Source organism: Haloarcula sp. Atlit-47R, from assembly GCF_003665985.1.
Taxonomy (GTDB): Archaea; Halobacteriota; Halobacteria; order Halobacteriales; family Haloarculaceae; genus Haloarcula; species Haloarcula taiwanensis.
This window is the reverse complement of the sequence record NZ_QPLQ01000003.1, coordinates 211,261-229,374: the sequence shown is the minus strand read 5'-3', so window position 1 is coordinate 229,374 and position 18,114 is coordinate 211,261. Positions and strand designations below refer to the sequence as shown.

General features: G+C 56.4%; 12 protein-coding genes. 5 read left to right on the top strand and 7 right to left on the bottom strand.

The window, feature by feature from the left end:
- Positions 1-519: 519 nt before the first annotated feature.
- Positions 520-2,007 (bottom strand): right-handed parallel beta-helix repeat-containing protein, encoded by a 1,488-nt coding sequence (locus DVK00_RS13255; protein WP_121537057.1) that lies wholly within the window; start codon positions 2,005-2,007, stop codon positions 520-522.
- 384 nt (positions 2,008-2,391) lie between these two features.
- Between DVK00_RS13255 and DVK00_RS13250 the strand changes: the two genes are divergently transcribed.
- The 3 genes from DVK00_RS13250 to DVK00_RS13240 all read left to right on the top strand — a co-directional run bounded on the left by DVK00_RS13250 (position 2,392) and on the right by DVK00_RS13240 (position 7,149).
- Positions 2,392-3,369 (top strand): glycosyltransferase, encoded by a 978-nt coding sequence (locus DVK00_RS13250; protein WP_101351810.1) that lies wholly within the window; start codon positions 2,392-2,394, stop codon positions 3,367-3,369.
- 359 nt (positions 3,370-3,728) lie between these two features.
- Entirely contained in the window at positions 3,729-5,528 is a 1,800-nt protein-coding gene (locus DVK00_RS13245) for a hypothetical protein (protein WP_101351809.1), read from the top strand.
- A gap of 250 nt (positions 5,529-5,778) precedes the next feature.
- Positions 5,779-7,149, top strand: coding sequence for a sulfatase (locus tag DVK00_RS13240; RefSeq protein WP_233560810.1), 1,371 nt, complete (start codon positions 5,779-5,781; stop codon positions 7,147-7,149).
- Between the two features lie 68 nt (positions 7,150-7,217).
- Here DVK00_RS13240 and DVK00_RS13235 read toward each other — a convergent pair whose 3' ends face one another.
- Positions 7,218-9,704 (bottom strand): right-handed parallel beta-helix repeat-containing protein, encoded by a 2,487-nt coding sequence (locus tag DVK00_RS13235; protein WP_101351808.1) that lies wholly within the window; start codon positions 9,702-9,704, stop codon positions 7,218-7,220.
- Positions 9,705-10,708: 1,004 nt separating this feature from the next.
- Between DVK00_RS13235 and DVK00_RS13225 the strand changes: the two genes are divergently transcribed.
- On the top strand, positions 10,709-11,959 hold the full coding sequence (locus tag DVK00_RS13225; RefSeq protein WP_121512776.1) for a glycosyltransferase family 4 protein: 1,251 nt from the start codon (positions 10,709-10,711) through the stop codon (positions 11,957-11,959).
- Positions 11,952-13,832, top strand: a complete 1,881-nt coding sequence (locus tag DVK00_RS13220; protein ID WP_121577836.1) for a heparinase II/III family protein — start codon at positions 11,952-11,954, stop codon at positions 13,830-13,832. Before DVK00_RS13225 ends, DVK00_RS13220 begins: the two co-directional genes overlap by 8 nt.
- Positions 13,833-14,011: 179 nt before the next feature.
- On the opposite strand, the gene DVK00_RS13215 is transcribed toward DVK00_RS13220, so the two are convergent.
- Genes DVK00_RS13215 through DVK00_RS13195 form a run of 5 tightly spaced genes read right to left on the bottom strand, consistent with a single transcriptional unit; the run spans position 14,012 to position 18,029 of the window.
- A complete protein-coding gene (locus tag DVK00_RS13215) occupies positions 14,012-14,446 on the bottom strand; it encodes a PTS fructose transporter subunit IIB (protein WP_101351804.1) in 435 nt (144 codons plus the stop codon).
- Positions 14,443-16,122 carry a phosphoenolpyruvate--protein phosphotransferase gene (gene ptsP, locus DVK00_RS13210; RefSeq protein ID WP_121577835.1) on the bottom strand — a complete coding sequence of 560 codons (1,680 nt, stop codon included), beginning with the start codon at positions 16,120-16,122 and terminating at the stop codon, positions 14,443-14,445. Before ptsP ends, DVK00_RS13215 begins: the two co-directional genes overlap by 4 nt.
- On the bottom strand, positions 16,115-16,402 hold the full coding sequence (locus DVK00_RS13205) for an HPr family phosphocarrier protein (RefSeq protein ID WP_101351802.1): 288 nt from the start codon (positions 16,400-16,402) through the stop codon (positions 16,115-16,117). The genes ptsP and DVK00_RS13205 overlap by 8 nt, the downstream gene beginning before the upstream one ends.
- Positions 16,399-16,875, bottom strand: coding sequence for a PTS sugar transporter subunit IIA (locus tag DVK00_RS13200; RefSeq protein WP_121577834.1), 477 nt, complete (start codon positions 16,873-16,875; stop codon positions 16,399-16,401). Before DVK00_RS13200 ends, DVK00_RS13205 begins: the two co-directional genes overlap by 4 nt.
- Before the next feature lie 14 nt (positions 16,876-16,889).
- Positions 16,890-18,029: a PTS fructose transporter subunit IIC gene (locus tag DVK00_RS13195; protein WP_394345572.1), complete on the bottom strand. Its 1,140-nt coding sequence runs from the start codon at positions 18,027-18,029 to the stop codon at positions 16,890-16,892.
- Positions 18,030-18,114: the final 85 nt, after the last annotated feature.

Below are 18,114 nucleotides of genomic sequence, written 5' to 3'. Positions count from 1 at the left end.
AGAGGAACCCTTCCATCCACAAGTAGTGCTAACATTCCACGTTTTGTTATTATACTTTTGATATATAAGCGCAGGGACAGTCAAAGCTACGCGATGTATTCGGTCTAACATTTGAACTGATTCTTCGCTATGAAAGAACAGGCATCACACGTCTAAAGAGGACATACACGAGCAGTATCCAGCCGAGCCATTTAGCCCATCGAAGACCGTGGGTCCACCTCATATCTGCCTTCGGCGAAACTAGGAGTACGCTCAGGACTAGAAACCACAGGAAGGCGATGACATAGTAGACACTGAATGCCGTAAACCCGACCCACCACATCGCCAGCGAAAGCGATACCAGCACGCTGATATAAATCAGCAGAAACCGGCGGAGTCGAGGCTCTGTGTCCGATTTCGGTGATGCGAGAGTCAATCGTCTGATACCTGTGTCTGGTCCATTCATGATTGAGATGTCTGATAGTTACGGTGAATCCCTGTTCGGTGACTGGCAGTGAGTTTCAGTGCAGGCATACTAGATCACCTCCATACCACTGAGTGTGACGCAGTGTTGATTCCGACAGTCGATGGCGACGGTACTGATGGCTCGAACGGTGCTTGCCCCTTCGCATCCGTTTCGACCGTGAGGTCAGCTGTGTTGCCGAGCCCTCCCTGATTATTGTTCCGTGCCAAGGTCTGGATAGTGCCATTTGATGAGCTCAGATCGAACACCATGCCATTGCACTCATGGACTGAGAGCCGGTCGATATCGATATCCGAGAACCATCCAGAATCCCGGTCTCTGATAACTTCATCGTCTTCTCGTATGTTCGTTTTAATGATTGCTATCATATCTCCTTCGATAGTCATTTCGTCAATCCGACACTGGAGCGCGTAGTCTGTCATATTTGTCGTAACAACGTCATTAAGACGTACTGTCGGTGGGGTGTCCGCTCGGGAAGCTATACGCTGAATGAACTGTCGCCCATCAAACTCGTGTCCGGGGATGTCATCAAGCTTCGCTTCGAGCGAGGGAGTGTTCGCGCGGTGGAAGACACGACGGACATCCAACAGGGATGCGGCACTCAATTTACAAAAATTCGCACCAGTACCAGTCACATAGCAGTTTCTGACAGATATCTCGCCGGCGTTAAATCGGACATCGATGGCGCTTCCAGAACAATCGATGAATCGAGAGTTCGTCACTCTGAGGGGATTGCCTTTGCTCGCGTGGGTGGTGATGTGGTGGCCGACGTGTCCGCCATCCGAATAATTGTGGTCGGCGATGGCATTGTCTTCGAATGTACACCGGTTGACGGTCCGTAGCACATCCCGTCCAAGGATAGCCTCTTGATACCAGCCGCGGATATGAGCGTTCGATAGGTGGAGATCACCGTCGCCGCCGACTTTGATACATCTTGATCCGCCACCAGCACCGCGGAGGTTCGGGAGGTTCTCATAGTTTCCATTGAGCCGGACATCCCTAACAACGACCGTACCGTGGTCCACATCGTCCATATAGCGGAAGCCGGTCTGTACCGGGTGTGAATCGGCCTGAAGTCGTTCTGTAATAGCGAGTTCCGAGGCCTGTGGGCCGGCTCCATAGATTGAGATGCCGGGTGGCATATCCCCGTCGACACCGATCCGATTGAATGGTTCGTACTGCGCTGCTCTACGGCCAATGTAGTACGTTCCCTCTGGGACGTAAATAGACCCGTGAGCACCAGCCGCTTGAGCAGCAGTTTGGAGGGCCTTCAGATTCCTCTCTGCGGCCTCAATACTCGGATCGCCCGGGTTCGGTTTCGCACCGTGCGCCCTGATGTTCTCCCCGCTCGTCTCTGGCTTATGTTCCTGATCTGGTTTTGCCTCCGGCGTGCCTTTGACACTAGCCAGTGGCTCCTCACTGGGCCCGGTAAACCGACCCCCAAACACTTGATGGGCAACACCACCGGTGACCGCGGCTGATCCGAGGAGGGCAAGGAGCTTCCGTCGGCCTATCTGCGACGCCAACCCTGAGTCATCAGTCATTGTTTTTGTACGTGTAAATCAATTCATGTATCGTCGGAGCGCAGATCACTTGATGCGATCCCAGTAAGCATACCCACATATGCTGTGATTGATAGCATTGTTATTCCCTTCTTAACCTATTCTGGTATCTATTGACGGGAGTAACATAATCCATCAGACGGCACACCTCTAGTTACCCCGTCGACTCCGGTATTGATATGTTTTTCAGGCGTGTATCTGACTACTGGTCGGGACGTTGTCCAGACTTCGAGGGGAGTTTCTTCAGGAAGAGAGGGCGACCGGGTGGTACCAGCGAGATGTCCAGCCGATGACTTGCGGTTTGGGAGCACGAGTAGGTGCCGAATAGTGAACACTGTCGGTCCCGACCCCCAATACCGAAGCCACATGAATGAGTCCGTGGACACGGAAGGAGGGACAACGCCGCTCGTGAGCGCAATCATTCCGACGTACGGCCGGAACGAACGGTTATCGAGCGCCATCCAGAGTGTTCTAGAGCAGACGTACGACAACATTGAGTTGCTCGTCGTCGATGACGCATCTCCGACTCCTGTCAGAGAAACGCTGGACTCATTCGATCCGACGGTGGGCAACTCGTTTCGGATCCTCCGTCACGACAAGAACCGAGGAGCGAACGCTGCCAGGAATACGGGTATTAGAGCCGCCGACGGCCGGTACGTCGCATTTCTGGACGATGACGACCAGTGGGACGAGACGAAGATTACAAAGCAGGTGCAAGCATTTCAGGAGTCTGGCTCGGAGACCGGTGTTGTGTACACCGGCGTTCGGAAGGACGGGCCAGAGGGCACGACAGTGTCGACACCAGTCGCATCGGGCGACGTAATGACGGACCTCCTGACCGGCACGAACTTCGGTCAGTTCTCGTCGGTTATGGTCGATACGACGGTCATAGAAACTGCAGGATTACCCGACGAGAGATTGCCTGCCTGGCAAGACCGCGAGTGGTTCTTCCGCCTAGCACAGCACGCCCACTTCCAGCCAGTTCGGGAGACGCTGACGTACCGTCAGACCGGACTCCCCGACAGCATTACGAAAAAGTTTGAAGAGAAGCGAGACGTGGCCTATCCACTGCTCATCTCGAAACATGACTGGGTTGCGGCGGAGTACGGACTCTACTATGAGCGGATGTTCGTAGCCACAATGCGTCGCTCGCTGGCACGGTCTGCGGTTAGAGCCGACCGTTACAGGGAGGCCAGGAAGTACTTTTTCTTATCCGCGCTCGCGAATCCGTTGTACTGGTCAGTGTATCCGCATTTGGTTGCGTCGCTCGGTGGGAGATGGTCTTATGAATCGATTGCCTCTCTCCGACAGAAGGTAACTAACGGTCCCGCTTCCGGCACCTAAACTCTCCTGGCTTCCAGCATGACAGCGACGACGTACCATCGGGAAACCGGACACTGTGGCATCGGCTCAACTGAACCGCTGTTGTCGTTTTCATTCCCACCGTGGAGTGATAGTGAGATAAACCATGTCACAGTCAGTCAAGTAGGCACACCGGACAGGAGCGGAACCGTCACGGACGGACCGCAGATTCTTCCGGCGGCCCTGTGGAGACAGCTAAATGATCGCATAACAATGTATACAATTCGGAAAGGGGAAGATATGCAAGCACGATCAAGTGAAGGATCATCTGATGCTCTTGATCAACATTACTCTCGCTCGACGATGTGGTTCTTCCAGCGAAATCTCAGGAGGCGACACCGATGAGCCGAACCCGGCATCTTGAACTACTTACGCTCCTCGGGACAGGGCTACTCATGGTTGCGGTCGCAGTCGTTTCTACGGTGCCATCGGCAACCAAGTATGAAATATCCATCTACGGGGCTCTCCCGTCGTATTTTTGGGTCTCGATCGTCGGTGCGCTGTTCGTGGGCGGCCTTGTTATACTCTTGAGCGCGGCTGAGCGCGCGGATACGACGTGGCGACCGGCACTCGCGCTCATGATTCTCTCTAATTTAGTCCTCTTTCTCATGCCGTTCCTGCGTGGGTATCAGATGTATGGGCGTGAAGACCCTATGTCACATCTCGGGTATATCCGCGATTTTGTTGTCACCGGCGAGATCGGCGCCAACATCTACCCGCCAGCCCACGTTCTGGCTGTCACTGTTTCCGATGCGACGGGTCTTGGCTGGATGACGGTCGTGATGGTGCTGTCTCCCATGTTTTCTCTGCTATATTACGGAGCGATGTTCTATCTGTTGCGGACCGTGTTCGACTCCCGACAAGAGATGCTCTTTGGACTCCCGTTCGTCATGCTCCCTGTGCTTCGATTCGCACATCTCGGGTTCCGCCCCTTTGCACTGAGTGTTATGCTGATACCGTTCTCGCTGTACCTTCTTTTCAAGAGTGATCAAAGCGCCGCACCTGCAACCCGAACCGCTTTCGTGATCGCACTCTTCGCACAGACATTCTATCACCCGCTAACTGCGCTTTTTGTCATCGGGACATTCGTCCTATATCGCGGGAGCAATCACGTTCCGGGTATGGGCGGTCCACTCCCCACAACGAAAAATCTCTTTTCGCTCTCAGTAGCATTGTTTGCGGTTTGGTACACGCAGTACGCGGGTATCCTTCTGCGCTTCAAGCGGATCTACACCACTCTGTTCGGTGTCGATCAAGGGGAACCGCCGGTGGCCGCTTATCAGCAAACTATTCAAGAATCTTCACCGGCATTAATCGATATTCTTCGAGTGATACTGTTCAAGTATGGCGTAGAATTCATGCTGTTTGGGCTCGGGTTCACATTTACCGTCGCTGTAGCTGCTCTGGTCTGGAAAGGTCGATATGTCCCAACACCACACCTCGGCCTGTTTACCGGGGCGGTGGTCGTATTCAGCTTTGGAGGATTGTTATTCCTAGTCTCGGACCTCATCGTCCCGCCGAACCGACCATTCCAGATCGCTAAGATCGGCGCTATCATATTGGTCGGACAGCTGTTGTATGTCAGCTGGAGAAAGGTCGACTGGAGCGAGAGACGGATCGGACGGACTGTAGGGTTCTGGCCGACAGCTGTGGTAGTTCTCCTACTGCTCGCAAGCCTTTCCACATTCAGCGTGTATAAATCGCCGCTGAGTTCTGAACGGAATCCACAGGTAACCGAGATGGAAATTGAGGGGAGCGCATGGCTGATGGGCCACGGCGAGGCCACCGAAAATCTCGACCGCTTCGGGATCACCTTTCATCGACATCACGACTACCGGAACGGTGTTCAGACAGCGGATAACTTCGACGAAGGGACACCGCCGAGTCATTTCAATTACACCACCCGACAGTATCTCGGGAGTAGTTACGACTCCGACCACTACCTTACAATCACACGGAAGGGCCGGATCACGTATCCAGAGCTTTTCCCGGGCTATCGTGACCGATGGCGATACACACCCGGTGATTTCGATCAACTCGAACGGGACCAGACAGTCAACCGACTGTACGACAACGGCGATTATACGCAATATCTCGTTAATGCTACCGCGAATGACGGAACGACGGCGAGTCCGAACTGATGTCACACTGATCAGAACTCCGACATCTGGAACAGGTAGTCGAGTAGTTCTGTGAGATATTGATTCATAATCCGTATCAAGTGGGGATAACGTCGGAGTTGGCGTGTTACTCGGTTAGGGAACGTATAATTATTTCCTTGAATGTTGCTAAACTACCCATGTCGAATCCAAATTGGATACACACGAGAGACTATTTGATGAAACGCGAACGGGTTCGATTTGTGGGATATAACTCCGGCCAGTGGAGGGAATGGCAATGAAAAATATCGTTTTCATTACCGTCGATTCACTGCGTGCTGACTATGTTTCCGGGCAGAAGGCTCCTGACTCGCTCGAAACGCTTCCGCAGATGACCGAAGAGTGGCTCACGTGCTCCACTGCATACGCGAATGCGCCATACACGAAGCAATCGTTTCTCTCGATTCTGAGCGGGAGCTATCCCTGGACGTTCGAATCAGCGGAGACTGGCTTCGATCCGGACCGAGTGCATATTGCGGAGCGGTTGTCCGAAGAGGGGTACGCCACAGGTGGCTTTCACTCGAACACGTATCTAAGCCCGACATACAACTACGATAGAGGGTTCGACTATTATCTGGGTCGTGACAGTGGAGGAGATGGGGACACAGACTCCAAGCTCACGTCTCTGTTCAACACGGCCGTGGAACGGGCTGTCGCTACCGAGCAACTCTCAGATCTCGTTTTTTGGACGTACCAGAACGCCGGTAAGCGGCTGGGGATTCAGCTTGGTAGTAACCTCTACAAGCCGGCCGAAGAGTTGAATCAGCATATCGTCAACTGGACCAAACAGCAGTCTAAACCCGTCTTCGTATGGGCACATTACATGGATGTGCATAATCCGTACTATCCTCACGAGGGGACAGTCAGTGAAGGAATCAGCCGGAGACGGGCAGTAAAACTATTTCATAAAGTTAACCAACAACGGTCCGAGGCCGCCGAGAGCGATATAAATTCCCTTGAGCGTCTGTATCGTGGTGAAATAGAGTATTTCGACCGGCAGCTTGGGAACCTGCTAGAGCGACTCGACGAGACGCTCGGTCTCGAAGAGACACTCCTTGTGTTCACGTCGGACCATGGCGAAGCGTTCAACGAGAAGGGACTTGTTTTTCATCCGGGAAGCGCTCTCTATGAGGAGAACGTTCATGTTCCAATGATGATTGATGGACCTGAGATTAGCGGTGGGGAGATAGAGACCCCGGTTTCACATGTCGATCTAGTCCCGACGATACTGAAAAGAGCCGGTATCGAGGCACCAGAGTCAGTCGACGGACGAGATATCGCCGGACCAAATTTTGATGCTACCAGCGACCGTATCGCATTCACGGAGAGCTACGACCACGACGACGGCGGACTAATGGGAACTGACGGAGAGTATAAGCTCATCAGGGATCTGGAGACGGGTGAGGAGATTTTTTGCAGGCGCCACTCCGAACCGGAAAAGATCAACCAACCAGACGACATTGAGTCTGTCGCATACGACAGGCTGTCCGGGGCTTTAGACGACCACATTCAGTCGGTAGCAAACGCCGAAGTTACAGCTACTGAGAGCGAAATTTCCGAAAACGTCCGACTCCAACTCCGCAAACTCGGCTACAAAGAGTGACAAACCGTTCGACGATTGAATCGTAACTTCGCCCCACAGACAGGGAGATGAATAACACGGAGCAGGAGCTACAGCGGTTCGCTCAGACTATCCACCTGATTCTCGACGTCATTCACTGTGATCCGAAGTTCGTCGACTTGACCGCGGTCTCGCAATCGGTGCGTGTAACTGTCCTGTTTCCCGCTGACACGGGTGCTATCGGCAGCCACCACTGTTCCCTGAGAGAGGAGCGTCGTGACGACCATATCGAGGTCCCCATCGGCGTCCGTAACGGTCCAGTCAACATCGAATCGTGACCAGTCATCAGTATTCGTTCGGTTCACTTCGACGGCTTCGATCTTCGGGGGGCTCAAAGCCGTCCCGTTGTCTACGGTTACGGTGGCCGAGGCAGTGGCGTCGTTTCCGGCGGAGTCGGTCACACGCGCTTCGAGTCGGTAGTCGCCCCCGTCAACTCCTGTCGTGTCCCACGTGTCCTCGAAATACCCAGTCTCAGCGTTGTATGTGGCCGTATTCCAGCTAGCGTCGCCGAGGCGGTGTTCTACAGTCAGTGCGTCTGCCGCATCTTCCTCGTCGTTTGCTGCGATCTGTACCGTCACCTCGCCACTCGCTACCTCACCATCAGTCGGCGTTGCCCAGGATACAGACGGCGTCGTATCTGTCGTCTCGGAGCCAAGGAATTGAGCGGTGGCACCGCCAGTCACGGCACTGAACACGTCCGTTTCGACGGGTTGCGGGTCGAACGACCCCAGCCCAACCCAGCCGTCAGCGTGGTCGCTGTCAGTCTCGACAACATCCCACTCGGTTGGTTCGTCCGTCCCAGCAGGCCACACCTTCGCTTTCAGCTCGGACCCCTCGGCACGGAACCGCCTGTAGAAGTATTCATTCTCCTGTGGCGTGCCGAATCGGGCAATCGTTCTCACGTTCCCGTCAGTGTATTTACCCAGACGGAACGCGTCTGCACGGTCTTCGACCTCTATCCAGTAGCCGTTGGCATTACCGTCAACCGTCGAGCCACGGAGATACACCCGTGCGTGGAACCCGTATTCTGTCTCCGCAGCGAACGATGGAACTCGAAACTTATCTAGTACCTCAACGTCCGCCGGTCGGCCGACATTGTCCGCGGAAATAGCGTATCGGGTACGGTTCCCGTCAGTGTTCTCGAAGGCGAGAGCAGAGTTTCCTGCGAACTGCGATCCGGTGTCGACACTCCAATCACTCGTGGAACTGGACCACTGCGGTGTCCAGTGATCGAACAACGGTGGCTCTGAGGTAGTGGTCGTTTCCTGCCCAGAGTCATCGGACGCCGAGTTGATACCGACATCGGAAGCAGTCGGCACATCGGGTGTGAGCGGGTCGGCACCCTGCTCGTCAGCCTCAATCGTAATAGCGCCGGTGTCGCCGAGACCGCCGTTCCTATCACGCGCGAGTGTCTTGATAGCCCCGTCCGAGTCCTGCGTGCCGAACAATTCCCGCTCGCAGTTGTGCACTGACACGCGGTCGAGAGCCACATCGGAGAAATGCGCCCCGTCACGGTCACGGAACACTTCGTCAGCTAGCTCGAACGTTGCGTTGTGAATCGCAAAATTGTCACCCTGAAGATTCAGTTGTCCGGCGGCGGCCTGAATAGCGTATCCCATGTGGTCTCTGGTTTCGACATTCTCGAGATACACTGTCGGTACACCGCCGGTGCGGTCGGACAGCCTGTTGATGAAACAGCGGCCATAAAAATTCTCGCCCGACTTCTCATCAAGTTTGGATTCGAGCGAAGGCGTGTTGGCGCGATGGTATACTCGTCGGACATCGAACAGCGAGGAGGCGCTCAACTTACACAGGTTGGCACCCGTCCCTGTCACGTAACAGTCTCGCATCCGTATCTCGCCAGTGTTAAACCGGACATCGATTGCGCTCCCGGAACAGTCGATGAAATGGGAGTTCGTCACTGTGAGAGGGTTGCCCTCGCTCGCATGAGTGGTGATGTGGTGACCGATGTGTCCGCCACCCGAATAATTGTGGTCCGCAATGGCGTTATCTTCAAACGTACACCGGTCGACGGTCCGTAGCACGTCCCGGCCAAGGATAGCCTCTTGATACCAGCCGCGGATATGCGCATTCGAGAAATGTACATCTCCACTGCCAGCGATATTCATACATCTAGAACCCCCGCCAGCACCGCGAAGGTCCGGTAGATTCTCGTAGTTCCCATCCAGCCGTATATCACGGATTGTTACCGTGCCATGATCGGCACCATCGTCGTAGTAAAATCCTGTCTGGATCGGGTGGGATGACGCGTCGGTGTGCCTGCTCACCCCTAGCGCTGACCGCTCTGGACCGGCCCCGGTGATTGATATGCCGGCGGGCTCCTGCCCACCGAACTCAAAGAACGAAGACCGACTGTCACGAGCGAAATAAAACGTTCCCTCTGGGACGTAAATTTCGCCACCGTCGCCAGTAGCATTTGCCGCGTCAAGCACTGCCTTCCAGTTACGTTTCGCCGCATCGAACGAAGGGTCGTCCGGGTTCGCCACCGCACCATGCTCGGTTATGTCTTCAGTCATAGCGCGTACTCACTGAAATCAGTCATATACTGCGTCTGCTGAGACGATGCGGTTGCAGCGACGCTGTTCGCACCGACAAGTGCGGCGACTGTGACAGCACCCGCTTTGAGATATGCCCTGCGGTTAATCGTACCTTGTTGGCCCCCGTCAAGTGATTTGTTCCGCCCGTTCTTTCCGTCCGCTTCTTCAGTTAATGACTTATTACTTTGCTCCGATTCGGTATTCATCACACTCACCGCTGGTGTAGGTCCCGTATTTACTGATGCTACCAGTCAAAGTGAGTTTGACCCATTTTAATTACCAACTAAAGATATTTACAGGCAGTTAGCTTATCTTAAGTTAATAATACATGATAGGAGTAAGAGTATCCTACCTTGAGGCAAGATATTGTATAGCGTGGTTGATCCGCATCTTGAGCACAGGACGCTATACTCAGCCGTATAGAGAGACTACTTCAGTCAGACACCAAATTTGACTCGTATGGAACAGCACGATACCGATCACGGACATACGGAAACTGTGGTTTTGACGGTTACGACTGTAATCTGACTTATTTTAGCCATCCAGTGTCGCGGGAGTGAGATTCATTAATCATGACTATTTTTGAGGCCGTTACAGACTGGTCTATATGGCATACAGAGTCCACGAATAATCTGTCCTGAACGTCTCATACTCTGTTTCTGAGGCTCTTTGTTTGAGAGACAGGTCAGGATAGTTTATTATAATACAGATTGGTACTTTGACCATATTTTGATCTATCAGCACACTTTATTCAAGATCGAGAATCCCTAATAAGTCAATATATACCGATTCAATAGTGTACATAACGGATTCAGGTTCGGAGCACCACAAGAGTATCAAACGTATACTAATACTCCCGTCATGGGTACAGTGCAACGATTCGATGTTGATGAGTAGCGATAGGCGATCGGGCACTGGACCGTCGTCAAAATCGAGGGCGGAACATCTGAGAGTGGGCCGAGCGATGTACACATTTCACGACGATGACGACTGACTGTGTCATCGTCTCTCAGCGGTATCCCCCTGAAAAGGGCGGCAATGCATCCAGAATCCACGACACAGCCGTCAATCTCGGTGACGACTTTGACGTGACCGTTCTGGCACCGTGCCTCTGTTACCCACCGGGAAACTTCGAACGGACTTGGAAGCGCAAACAGACAGACCGCGATAAGGGTGTGGTCGTCCACCGCCTGTGGACGTGGCAGCCACAGAGGGAGAACCCCTCTCTGCTTCGTCGACTTCCCTACTACCTGATATTCGCACTGCATGCGGCTCTCTGGCTAGTCTTGAATTTCCGGCAGTACGACGTTGTCATGACATCTACGCCACCGATCTCCACTGGGTTCCCCGGACTCGTGGCTGCTGCCATTGGAACTCCCTGGGTAATCGATGTCCGCGACCTGTGGATTGAGAACTCAATCGCCCTTGGATACATTTCAGCAGATAGTCCCCTAGTAACAGCCGGCCGCGCGTTCCAGCGCCTCGCGCTGCACTCCGCCGACTGCATTACAGTAACGACTGAGACGCTTGGAGAAGCAGTCGCTGACACGTACGGTAGCGAACTCAGGGACCGGGTTCAAGTCGTCCCGAACGGTGTTGACATCACCCGGTTTTCCTCCGTATCGTCCCCTGAAAACGGCGGCTCGCGAATCGTTTACACCGGTAATATCGGGAGTGCACAGGCACTCGAACCGTGTATCCGGGCAATGCAACACATTTCAAGCGACGATGCAGTGCTTCAGTTAGTCGGCGACGGTGACGAGGTGTCTCGGCTCAAAGATGTGACAGACCGACTTGGGCTTGAAGACCGCGTAGAGTTTGTCGGGCTGGTGGACCGTGAGCGAATCCCGGAGATCCTTGATACTGCAACTATCGGATTGGCTCCAATAAAAGACAGTCCGGAACTGGACTACGCAATACCCACGAAGCTCTACGAGTACATGGCGTGCTCGCTACCCGTTGTCGTCACCGGAAGAGGGGAAATAAAGCGGTTCGCAACGGATACAGAGGCAGGGATTCACACAGAACCCACTCCCGAGAGCATTGGGGCAGCAATTGACAGTCTTCTCGAAAACCCCGACAAGCGAGTGGCGATGGGTCGAGACGGACACAGAGTCGTCTCCGAATCATACGATCGGCAGGCCATCGCGGGTCGACTCGGCGAGGTGTTTCGAACATTGACAACAGGCGAACAACTGGAATCGTACACAGCCCCAGAACCTGAGCATGACTGAGTCCCTGCAGACGCTTCCCAAAGCGGTCAGATTGTACGGACACACGCTCACACAGTTGGAGCCTGCTCAGGTACTCGGGATGGTTGAGCGAACGACTCGTAACTCCGTACTCACACGACTCCCGCTGGACTTCGACGCACAATACGACGCGGCGATTCCTCAAGCCCTCTCAGTGGCAACCACTCCGGTCAAAACGGACCTTCGCCTGCTTCGGCCAGAACTTTCAGAGACGACCGTCGAGATGTTCCAGCAACGGAGCCGTCGGGCGGCCGGTGGTAATCTGACATTCCTCAACAGAACCATACAGCTACGGTCGCCAGACCAACTCAACTGGTTTGACGACCGGTTCGACGACTATCCGCTGCTCTGGCCGCTGAAACTATACGCGTTCGAACCGCTTCGATGGGCGGCGCTGGGGTTCACAGACCCACAGTCGGCCCCCGATAGGGTTGTCGATGTGTTCGACCAGTGGGTGCGGGACTGGACGGATAGTATCGAGATCGGCCAGCCGGGGTACCTTCGAGACGTATGGACGCCGTGGGCAGTGTCACTCCGCATTCAAACACTCACACGATACCTCGCGTGGCGGACTGGAGGCACCCGGAAAGACGTTCCAGAAAAACTCATCGAGGCCCTTGCCAGAGAAATATATCGGAATTCGCTCTTCCTCGAAAACCATATCGAAGGTGATGTCGGCGGGAATCACCTCGTCGAGAACGGGCTCGCACTGCTCATGAGCGGGCTCACTTTCCCGGATTCTGATACGTCCTGGGTTTCGGAGGGGCTCTCTATACTCGGTCGTATGGGGGCTAAGCAGTTTCTTTCTGACGGTGGCCATTATGAACGGTCGCCGATGTATCATGCAATCGTGACAACGCGGTTCGTGACAGCGTGCGCCGTGCTGGCAGCCAGTGATCGCTCACTCCCCAACTGGCTGACAGCGATGACGACGCAGGCCGTAGCGTATCTGCGGTTCCTCTGTCCCCCAGACGAACGGCTTCCGCTCTGCAACGACGCCGTGTTCGGTCAGGCGCTTCCGCTTGCCGACTGTTTGAGGTACGCTGCTGCCGCCGGATTCGAGTCGGGTGACCGTCCCGCCCCGGCATGCAATCCAGCGAGTGGAGAAACAGGGTACTACTGGCTCAATACAGACCATGGGCGTCTGTTAGTTGACGGCGGCCCGGTCGGGCCTTCGCATTTACCCGGTCACTCTCACAACGACCTGCTGAGTATCTTGCTCTGGGTCGGTGGACAGCGTGTGCTTACAGATACCGGTGTATATGATTATGCCAGCGACGACCGCAGACAGTACGTCAGAGGTGTCGCTGGCCACAATACGGTACAGGTTGGCAACACCGAGCCGATAGAGATCGGGGGAAAGTATCTGATGGGGGCGCGGACGGAACCGACGGTACAGTACGAAGGGACAGACCCGGCGGTTTTCGATGGCCACTACGTGACGAACCCACATTCGCCAGCGTCGTATCAACACACCAGGAAAATTGTAGCGGCAGATGACTGGTGGCTTGTCCGCGATACACTCCGCGGGTCTGACACTGAGACCGAGTCGTGCATCTCCCGTCTCCATTTCCACCCGGATATTGCTATCACAATCGACGAGTCTGAGACAGTACGGGCATCTCACCGGGCAGTGGCCGATGATGAGCCGCCCTTGCTGAGCGTTCACCCGCTGGGTACAAACGACGTTCGCACTACGACAACCGAATACTTCCCCGAATTTGGCGTCGCTCAAGAGCGACAGACCGTGGAGTTACGGGTCGGTCCGGAGTCAGGAACAACAGTTCTGGGTTACCTGCTTGCCCCAAGAGGCGGCGGTGGGGATAGATATGACTCCTCTGGTGAAGGTGAATAACCACCAGCGGGCCGAAACCGCCAGCCCCCGGTAAGGACTGGTTTGGACACCGCAGCTGATGCGTACTCCGGCGTTTGAGATCGTGATCTCAACTCTCAGATTAGCTCCGTTCGTGAAAGTGGGTAAATCCGCTATGGCAGTTCGATGAATCGCCTACGTTAGCGGGGTATACCTCCGACTCAACTGAACAGACGCTTCAACCGAGCCACGAGACTCTTCGAACGGTCACCACCACGACGGCGCTGCTGAGTAGAATCGGTACTCGTGGACTCGGATCCATCTACATCGGACCCAGTGTCCGATGCGTCGCTGTCAGCAGCCGCAAGCGCATCAGCGATCATGCCTTCGGCGTCGTTAACGGCGTCTTTGACTGTGCCTTTAATTAGCGGGATACCGCCGAACCGGTCCTGGCTGACCGACGTGTCCGAGGCGATGATGGCGGCGTCGGCGGATTGGATATCCGTTTCGGAGAGTTCGTTCTCCGCTCCCATCGCCCCCTGTACTTCTACCTTAATATCGTGACCCTGTTCTTCGGCTGTCTGTTCAAGATTCTCGGCTGCCATCTGACTGTGTGCGATACCAGTCGGACAGGAGGTGACTGCGACGAGTTTCATGTGTCTGATGTGGTGTGGACTTCGCTTCGCGTTGCGGCGAGTCGGGCGCGGTCCGCACGCTCACTCGCGGTGCTGTACTCGGTGTCGCTGACGGCCGTCTTGACCTCCGGAATCGTCACGGCGCTCATGCTGAGTTCGTCAAGGCCGAGACCGACAAGAAGCTCGGTCAAGTCAGGGTCGCCGGCCATCTCGCCACACATTCCGACCCAGGCGTCTTCTTTGTGGGCTGCGGTAACTGTCTGATGGATCGCCCGGAGGACGCCCGGATGCGAAGGGTCGTGTAAGTCACCGACGCGCTCGCTTTCGCGGTCAGCGGCCATCACGTACTGTGTGAGGTCGTTCGTTCCGATAGAGAGGAAATCGACTCGCGCCGCGAGTTCGCCGGCCATGAAGGCGGCGCTCGGTGTTTCGATCATGACGCCGACTTCGACATCAACGGCGTCGGACTTTTCAATATCAGCCGCTGCCGTGTCCAGCGCGTCGAGTGCAGCGTCGAGTTCGGGAACCGTAGCGACCATCGGGAACATGATGGCGAGGTCCCCGGCGCCGTCCGCAGCAGCACGCAGAAGTGCACGGAGTTGCGTGGCGAAAAGGTCCGAATCCGGGCCGAGCGAGCGCCGGATTCCCCGTTCACCGAGGAATGGGTTTTCCTCATCTGGCTGGTCGAGATACGGAATCTGCTTGTCGCCACCGATATCCAGCGTCCGGACGACGACGCGCCCATCCGGGAACGTGTCGAGTGTCTCACGGATGGCCTCGTACTGCTCGTCTTCAGACGGCGGCGTCTCCCGGTCGAGGAAGAGAAATTCGGTCCGGTAGAGGCCAACGCCGTCAGCCCCTCGTTCTACTGCGGGCTTCAGTTCCGCCGGCTGGCCGATATTTGCCGCCACTTCGACGTGTCGCCCGTCAGTGGTTTCGACGGACGCATCGACGACAGCGGCTCCCGAGTCGCGTGCCGCGGCCGCTCGCTCGGAGTCGTCAGGGGCGACCAGCACTTCGCCGCTATCGCCGTCGATCACCACTTCTGTTCCGTCTTCGATGGCTTCGAGCGCTTCCCCGACACCGACAACGGCCGGGAGGGCCAGCGAGCGGGCGAAAATCGACGCGTGCGATGTCCGTCCGCCCGTGACTGTAGCGAAGCCGGCCACGCGGTCCGGGTCGAGTTGTGCCGTGTCGCTGGGTGTCAACCGTTCGGCGAGGACGACACTGCCGTCGGGCAAGTCACCGAGGTCGACCCGTTCCCCATCCGTCAACAGACGGAGGAGGCGGTCACGCACGTCTCGAAGGTCGTCCGCACGCTCGGCCATTCGGCCGTCCATCCCTTCGAACTGCTCGATATGTTCGCCGAACGCGGCGTCCACGGCGTTCGGGGCGGGCTGGCCCTCGCCGATCATCGTCTCGACGGCCTCCTCGATAGTCGGGTCTTCGAGGAACTGGATATGCGCGTCGAACACTGCGGCTTCGTCTTCACCAACGCGTTCGGCAGTCGCTTCGCGCTCGGACGCTAGTTCCTCGCGAGCGGTGTCGACGGCGTTGGCGAATCGCCGGCCTTCTGCCTCGGGGTCGACTTTCACGTCGTCAGGGTCCGGGAGCGAGATATCGCGGCCGTACCAGACAACCGTCCCGACCCCGGAGCGCGGCGTGGCACCGGTCCCGTGGAGTGTGCGGTCAGCCATCGTCAGTGTCCAGTTCCCCCTCTGGTGTTGTTAGTATTCGCTCCAGCTCGTCAAGTACGGCTTCTGCGTCCGGGCCGTCGGCGACCAGTTTGATGTCGTCGCCCTGTCCGACACCGAGGCTGGTGATGGCGATCATACTCGCTGCCTGGACAAGGTCACCATCCGGACGCCCAGCCGAGACCTCCGCCTCGTGATCGTTGACGGCCTGGACGAACGCTGACGCCGGCCGGGCATGCAACCCCGCCTCCGGAACAACCGTTACAGTTCGTTCGACCGTCATGCGATGGCCTCCCGAAGCGTGTCCTGAACGGTCGCTTCGTCCTCCGCCGCGTGGAGCCGGTCCCGGACGTCGTCGTGCATCAGAGCCCGCGAGAGCGAGCTGAGGATGTCGAGGTGCTCCTCCCCACCGGCCTCCGGGACAAGGATCATGAAGATGAGCGTCGCGGGTTCGCCGTCCATGGAACCGAAGTCGATTCCCTCCTCGGAGCGAGCGAACGCGAGCGAGGGCTGACTCACAGCGTCAGTCTTCGCGTGTGGAATCCCGATCCCCATGCCGACGCCCGTTGTCGTCTCCGATTCGCGCTCCAGCAGTGCTTCAAGTGCGCGCTCGCGGTCCTCGACTCTGCCGCCGTCCACCAGCAGGTCAAGCAGGGACTCGATACACGCTTCCTTCTCTGCCGGCGGCTCGGACAGCGAGATGTGGTTCGCCGGAATCAGTTCTTCGATGTCGTCCGCTGAGATTGCATCTATCATTGTCGTCAGTCTAGTTAGTCGTCCGACGGTTGTGTACTGCTCGCCTCTGCCCCGGTGTCGACACGGTCTTCGAAGTCCGGCTTGATAACCGTAGCAACAACCGCTGTCACAAGCGAGCCCAGCAGGATGCTGCCCAGGAAGGCGAGTGGCTGATTCGACAGCAGGACCACGAAGATACCGCCGTGGGGCGCGGGCATCGTGACGCCGAGGGCCATCGATGTCGCACCGCCGACAGCGCTACCGGCCACGATAGCCGGGATGACACGCAGCGGGTCCGCGGCTGCATACGGAATCGCGCCCTCAGTGATAAACGAGAGGCCGAGCACGATACCGCTTTTCCCGTTCTCGTACATCTCGGCCGCGTACTTGTGGGGCGCGATGAAGTTCGAGAGCGCGAGGCCGATTGGCGGAATCATCCCGCCGATCATCACTGCGGCCATCGGAGCGTAGATTTCCTCGGTGATGAGCCCGGTGGCGAACACGTACGCGACCTTGTTTACTGGGCCACCCATATCGAAGGCCATCATCCCCCCGAGGATGAGGCCGACGACGATAGCCTGACCGCCCTGCATCGACTGCAGGAAGGAGGTCAGAGCCTCGTTAGCGAGTGCGACGGGAACGCCCAGCACGAACAGCATCAGCGGCGTCAGAACTGCCATCGTCGCGACTGGGATGAGCAACACCGGCATCATTGGTTGAATGAACTCGGGAACGTCGAGATTCTTGAAGAAGCGCGCGACGTACCCGGCCAGCAGCCCAGCGACGATGGCGCCGAGATAGCCGGCACCGGCTTCGCCGCCGGAGATGCCGATTACTGTCGCCGCTTCGGCGACGACGTTCCCTTGCTGGAGGATGTATGCCAGCAGGAATCCTGGGGCAAGTCCCGGACGGTCGGCGATAGCGTACGCGATGTAGCCACCCAGGATGGGCACCATAATCGTCAGCCCGGCCACGCCAATCTGTGCCAGGAACCAGCCTGCCGAGCCGGTGTTCCCGAACACTGCCTGTGTGTCCCCAATCGCGTACGCGACCGCGAGGAAAATCCCCCCGATAGTCACGAAGGGAATCATGAACGATACGCCCGTCATCAGGTCCTCCTTGACGGAGGTCACGTGAGCGCGAAGCGCACTCTCAGCCCGGTTTTGATCTGTCATGGTCAACGACATCGACAGCTACGCCGATTGGGTGATATAAAGATACACGTTTGAGCGTGTTATTTATCGAATCTGCTCGATATAT